At 68.8% G+C, this 5,432-nt stretch carries 4 protein-coding genes; all 4 read left to right on the top strand.

Translation table 11 applies throughout. The features are described from left to right. The first annotated feature begins 499 nt into the window (after positions 1–499). The 4 genes from VET29_RS29755 (at position 500) to VET29_RS29770 (ending at position 5,196) form a co-directional block, all read left to right on the top strand. Positions 500–1,051: a TetR/AcrR family transcriptional regulator gene (locus VET29_RS29755; protein WP_324926510.1), complete on the top strand. Its 552-nt coding sequence runs from the start codon at positions 500–502 to the stop codon at positions 1,049–1,051. Then, entirely contained in the window at positions 1,051–1,884 is an 834-nt protein-coding gene (locus tag VET29_RS29760; RefSeq protein ID WP_324926513.1) for an MBL fold metallo-hydrolase, read from the top strand. The genes VET29_RS29755 and VET29_RS29760 overlap by 1 nt, the downstream gene beginning before the upstream one ends. Before the next feature lie 175 nt (positions 1,885–2,059). Then, positions 2,060–3,928 carry a translation factor GTPase family protein gene (locus VET29_RS29765; RefSeq protein WP_324926516.1) on the top strand — a complete coding sequence of 623 codons (1,869 nt, stop codon included), beginning with the start codon at positions 2,060–2,062 and terminating at the stop codon, positions 3,926–3,928. A gap of 104 nt (positions 3,929–4,032) precedes the next feature. Further along, positions 4,033–5,196 (top strand): histidinol-phosphate transaminase, encoded by a 1,164-nt coding sequence (locus VET29_RS29770; protein WP_324926518.1) that lies wholly within the window; start codon positions 4,033–4,035, stop codon positions 5,194–5,196. The last annotated feature ends 236 nt before the right edge of the window (positions 5,197–5,432 follow it).

Below are 5,432 nucleotides of genomic sequence, written 5' to 3' on the forward strand. Positions count from 1 at the left end.
AGGCAAGATGGCACGGCAGGCACGGGCACCCCGGTGATCACGTAGCGTCAGAAACTTCATGATCACCTGCGTCCGTGCCTGCACCATCACCGCCCCCTGTCAAGCTCGACTCGGTGGCCACCAATTGCCGGAGCCTCTAAGTCGGTGGATCCAGGTTTCTGCTGGCAAGGCGCCGGTTCGTCCTCGTACTGGGTCGTACTTGGGCGAACCGGCAACGCCGCCAGCGGGAAGCTGGGCCGCCGAATTAGTTGCCTGATTTCCGGCGCGGGACACTAGAGGACCAGCCGCACCGGGCCGCCTACGACGCGATCGTGACCGCCCGGCTCTTCGTGCACCTGGCAGGCCGGCGGACGCTCGAAGAACTCCGCGATCAGCCAACAGAAGGTGACGGCGATGAACGATCATTCCTCTTCTAAACCGCAGCCGATGTTCGGCACTTGGCCCAACTGCTCGTCGCTGAGGTTGCCTAGAAACTAGACCGGTCTATATAGTCCTGCCCATGGCAAAGCGTGGGGAGACTCGGGCCCGCCTGCTCAGCACCGCCGCGACCCTGTTCCGGACCCAGGGTTACCACGCGACCGGGCTCAACCAGGTCGTCGAGGAGGGGCGGGTGCCGAAGGGCTCGCTGTACTTCCACTTCCCGGGTGGGAAGGAACAGCTCGCCGTCGAGTCGGTGGCCCTGGCGGCAGGCGAGGTGCGCGCGAGCCTGCGTGCGGTGGATGATCTGGACGGTGTGCTGGAACTGTTCGCCGAGCACCTGGTCGAGTCGGACTTCAGGCGTGGCTGTCCGGTGGCGACCGTCGCGCTGGACGCGGCGGGGGAGAGCGAGCGGATCCGTGCTGCATGCGCGTCGGCGTACGCCTCCTGGTCGGAGGTGCTCGTCGAGTTCCTTGTGCGGCAAGGAGTTGCCGTGGACCGTGCGCCCGGGCTCGCGACCACCGTGCTGGCCGCCGTCGAAGGCGCCTTGCTGCTGACCAAAACGCGGCGTGACGTGGCTCCGCTGCGTCAGGTCGCCGCGGACCTGCGGGTACTCATCGAAGGGGCAATGTAATGCGAGTTCACCATCTGAACTGCGGCACGATGCGGCCGTTCGGCGGCGGCCTGGTCGACGGGCGGCCCGGCCTGCTGCGCGCGGCGACCATGGTGTGTCACTGCCTGCTGGTCGAGACCGCGGACGGGCTCGTGCTGGTCGACTCGGGTGTCGGCGTCGAGGACATCACGAACCCCGGCGGCTCGCTGCCGGGGTGGTTCCGGCAGGTGGTCCGCCCGGTGCTCGACGTCGAGGAGACCGCGGTGCGCCAGGTGGTCCGGCTCGGCTACCAGCCTGAGGACGTCACGCATGTCGTCCTCACGCACCTGGACCTGGACCACGCGGGCGGCCTGCGTGACTTCCCGCGGGCGAAGGTCCACGTGTACGCGGAGGAGCACCGGAACGCGATGGCACGAGCGACCGCGCACGACCGCCGCCGGTTCCGCCCGGCGCAGTGGTCACACGGGCCGGACTGGCAGACCTACGAGACCGCCGGTGAGGAATGGTTCGGCTTCCGGTCGGTTCGCGAGCTGAACGGGCTGCCGGCCGACTTCCTGCTCGTGCCACTGGCCGGTCACACCCTTGGCCACGCCGGAGTGGCGGTCCGCACCGACGACAACTGGCTCCTGCACTGCGGCGACGCGTACTTCTTCCACGGCGAGACCCGCTCCGCCGACGACTGTCCCCGTGGCCTGCGCGTGTTCCAGCGCGTAGCGGAGACCGGCCACGAGGCCCGGCTGTCCAACCAGGACCGTCTCCGCACCCTGGTCGCCGACCACGGCGACGAGGTGGCGACGATCAGCGCCCACGACCCCGTGGAACTGCGCCGCTACGTCCCGGCGGCCGCCGGCTAGACGGCCCGGCGGCCGTTCCCGACGGCCGGTCCGGCGCCGAAACTCGGTTGTCCACGCCGGAGGTCTCTGCTTACGTGGACGCTCGAAGAAGCCCGGTTACAGGAGGTTCACGTCATGCGCCCTGCGTTCATGTCCATCCAGCCAACTGCCGTCTACGCAGAGGACATGAACCTTCTTGCAGTCGTTGAACCTCGGGATTCTCGCGCATGTCGACGCCGGTAAGACCAGCCTGACGGAGCGGCTGCTCCTGACCGCTGGCATCATCGACGAGCTGGGCAGCGTCGACGACGGCTCGACCCAGACCGACTCCATGGCGCTGGAACGCCGGCGCGGCATCACCATCCGCTCGGCCGTGGTGTCGTTCGTCGTCGACGGCGTCACCGTCAACCTCATCGACACGCCCGGCCACCCCGACTTCATCGCCGAGGTGGAGCGGGTACTGGGCGTGCTCGACGGCGCCGTGCTCGTGGTGTCGGCCGTCGAGGGCGTGCAGGCCCAGACCCGGGTGCTCATGCGGACCCTGCGCCGCCTGCGCATCCCGACGCTGATCTTCGTCAACAAGACCGACCGGCGCGGGGCCGACCCGGAGCGGGTGTTCCGGGAGATCAACACCCGGCTCGCCCCGGCCGTCCGCGCCGATCTCGGCGACGCGCTCGAAACCCTCGCGGAGCACGACGACACCCTGCTCGCCGCGTACGTCGACGGCACGCCGGTGAGTGCCGACCGGCTGAGGCAAACGCTTGCCATCCGGACCAGCGACGTGCACCCGGTGTTCTTCGGCTCCGCGATCACCGGCGCGGGTGTCGGTGACCTGATGACTGGTCTGACCTCCCTGCTCCCCACCGCGTCCGGAGGGGACGGTCCACCGTCCGGCACCGTGTTCAAGGTCGAGCGCGGCCCGGCCGGCGAGAAGATCGCCTACGTGCGCATGTTCGACGGCACCCTGCGCCTGCGGGACCGCCTGCCTGCCGGCAGGGTCACGGCGATCAGCGTCTTCGGCGACGGCCCGGCGAACGAGGCCGGCCCCGGCCGCATCGCCAAACTGTGGGGCCTCACCGGAATCCGGGTCGGCGACACCGTCGGCACACCGAGACCCGGCGAGCGGCACCACTTCGCGCCGCCGACGCTGGAGACCGTGGTGACCCCGGTGCACCGGTCCGACAGGGGCGCCCTGCACGCCGCGCTCACCCAGCTCGCCGAGCAGGACCCGCTGATCAACCTGCGGCAGGCCCGCGAGGAGATCGCGGTGTCCCTGTACGGCGAGGTGCAGAAGGAGGTCATCGAGGCCACGCTGCTCGACGAGTACGGCATCGCCGTCGACTTCCGGGAGACGACGACCATCCACATCGAACGCCCGGTCGGCGAGGGCGCCGCGGATGAGCTCATCGGCAGGAGCCCGTTCCTGGCCACCGTCGGCCTGCGGGTCGAGCCCGGCCCGGTCGGCTCGGGCGTGCGGTTCCAGCTCGGGGTGGAGCTGGGCTCGATGCCGTCCGCGTTCTTCGTGGCCGTCGAGGAGACCGTCCGGACCACCCTCGAGCAGGGGCTTTCCGGCTGGGCCGTGACCGACGTGGTCGTGACCATGACCCACTCCGGCTACTGGGCCAGGCAGAGCCATGCGCACGGCACGTTCGACAAGAACATGTCGAGCACGGCAGGCGACTTCCGCAACCTGACCCCGCTGGTGCTGATGGCGGCGCTCGCTCGCGCGGGCACTCGGGTGTACGAGCCCATGCACCGCTTCCGGCTCGAGGTGCCCGCCGACGTGTACAGCATGGTGCTCCCGGTGCTGGTCCGACACCGTGCCGTGCCGCTCACGTCGTCGGTCACCGGCGGTGCCGCCGTGGTGGCGGGTGACATCCCGGCCGAGCGCGTGCACGCCCTGTCACAGCGCGTGCCGAACCTGACCCGTGGCGAGGGGGTGCTGGAGAGCGCGTTCGATCACTACCAGGAGGTGACCGGCGGCGAGGTGCCCACGCGTCTCCGGTCTGACCACAATCCGCTCAACCGCAAGGAATATCTGTTGCACGTGGTCAGGAGGGTGTGACGTTACCTCGGCGAGACGCGGGCGAGACCGTTCCGTGAACTGAGAGTCGGTTTCGTACGTATCTGCTGGAGACCAACCGGTACAAAACGAACGGACGTGATCCAGTGCGGCACAGTGCGGACGCGGCGTCGATGTTCCAGAACACCGCGCACAGCCCGTCGTTCTTCGAGCTGTCCCGGCAGATGGGGGAGCACGGCCGGCAGCTGGTGGACTTCTGCATCCCGTGCAACCCGTACTTCCCGACCCCGGAGATGTTCGACGAGCTCGCCAGGAACCTGACGACGATGCTCAAGTTCTACCCGAGCAGCGCGGACACGATCACCAAGCAGCTCTCCCGGGTTCTCGGACTGAACGCGGCCACGGTCGCCATGGCCAACGGCTCGACCGAGCTGATCACGTGGATGGACCACATGTGGATCCACGAGAGCATCGCGATCCCGATCCCCACGTTCGGCCGGTGGACCGACCAGCCGATGGAGACGGGCAAGCGGGTCGACATGTTCCCGTTGCGGGAGGCCGACTACTTCCAGCTCAACGTGGACGAGTACGTGCGCTTCATCCGCCAGCGCGGATCCCGGGTGGCCGTCATCTGCAACCCGAACAACCCCGACGGCGGCTACCTGCCCCGCCGCGAGGTCATCCGGCTGATGGACGAGCTGTCCGACCTGGACCTCGTGGTGATCGACGAGTCGTTCATCGACTTCGTGGAGGCCGAACCCGCGCCGTCCGTGGCGATGGAGGCGGCGATCCGGCCGAACGTCGTGGTGCTCAAGAGCCTCGGCAAGAACTTCGGCCTGCACGGCATCCGGTTCGGCTACCTCGTCGCGAACCCCGGCCTGGCGGGCAAGATGCGCAAGATCCTGCCCAAGTGGAACCTCAACTCACTCGCCGAGACGATCATCTTCATGCTCGCCCAGCACGGCGCCGAGTACCGCGAGAGCCTGCGCCTGCTGGCCAGGGACCGGTACGGCATGGGCATGCAGCTGGCGCGGGTGCCCGGGCTCTCGGTCTACTCGTCGCAGGGGAACTTCCTGCTCGTGAAGCTGGGCCAGGGCATGGACGGCACCGAGCTGCGTGACCACCTCCTCACCCGGCACCAGGTGTTCATCCGGGAGTGCGGCAACAAGCTCGGGATGAGCAGCCAGTTCCTGCGCCTCGTGGTCCGCCCCCAACAGGACGTCGCCCGCCTGATGGAGGGCCTCGACGACTACCTGCAACCACGCTGGTCCGACGAACTGGCCGAACGCCGCGGCGCCCGAACCGCCTAATCCATCCCGCGAGCGGCTGGCCCGCCTAACTCACACCGCGAACCGCTGGCCCGCCTGATTCGCTCCGCGAACGGTTTGGGCGGTGACGCCGAGCCCGCCAGACTCAACCGCGAACGGTGGGCGGTGGAGTCCGGCCCACCAGACTCAAGCCGCGAACGGTTGGCCGGTGGCATCCGGCTCGTCTGATTCGCTCCGCGAACCGTTGGATCGTGGCGCCCGGCCTGCCCGCCCGGCCT

It is taken from the genome of Actinophytocola sp., assembly GCF_035634895.1.
Taxonomy (GTDB): Bacteria; Actinomycetota; Actinomycetes; order Mycobacteriales; family Pseudonocardiaceae; genus Actinophytocola.